The organism is Streptomyces nanshensis (genome assembly GCF_001751255.1).
Taxonomy (GTDB): Bacteria; Actinomycetota; Actinomycetes; order Streptomycetales; family Streptomycetaceae; genus Streptomyces; species Streptomyces nanshensis_A.
In genome coordinates this window covers 1-233 of record NZ_LJGW01000453.1, presented here as the reverse complement: position 1 = coordinate 233, position 233 = coordinate 1, and the positions used below count along the sequence as shown (strand labels likewise).

Genomic DNA, 233 nt, shown 5'->3' with positions numbered 1-233 from the left:
GGGCGCAGGATGCCGACGCCGTAGACCTCCAGCGTCTCCTTGTGGAATCCGTCGTGCTGCTCGTCGGTGGTGTCGGGTCCGTACCGGAAAAACTCGTCGTCGACGACGACGGCGAGGACGGGGCTGAGGTCGTCCTCGACGGGCCCGAACATGCTGCGCCACCAGGCCAGGACGGCCATCGCCTCGGCCCGGGTGGGACGGGTGTTGCGGTAGCGGACGCCGTCGCGGTGGTC

The 233-nt window shown here is 70.0% G+C and carries 1 protein-coding gene; it reads right to left on the bottom strand.

The genetic code is table 11. The features are described from left to right. On the bottom strand, window positions 1-233 hold a 233-nt coding region (locus AN218_RS37135), incomplete at both ends, for a hypothetical protein (protein WP_171908823.1).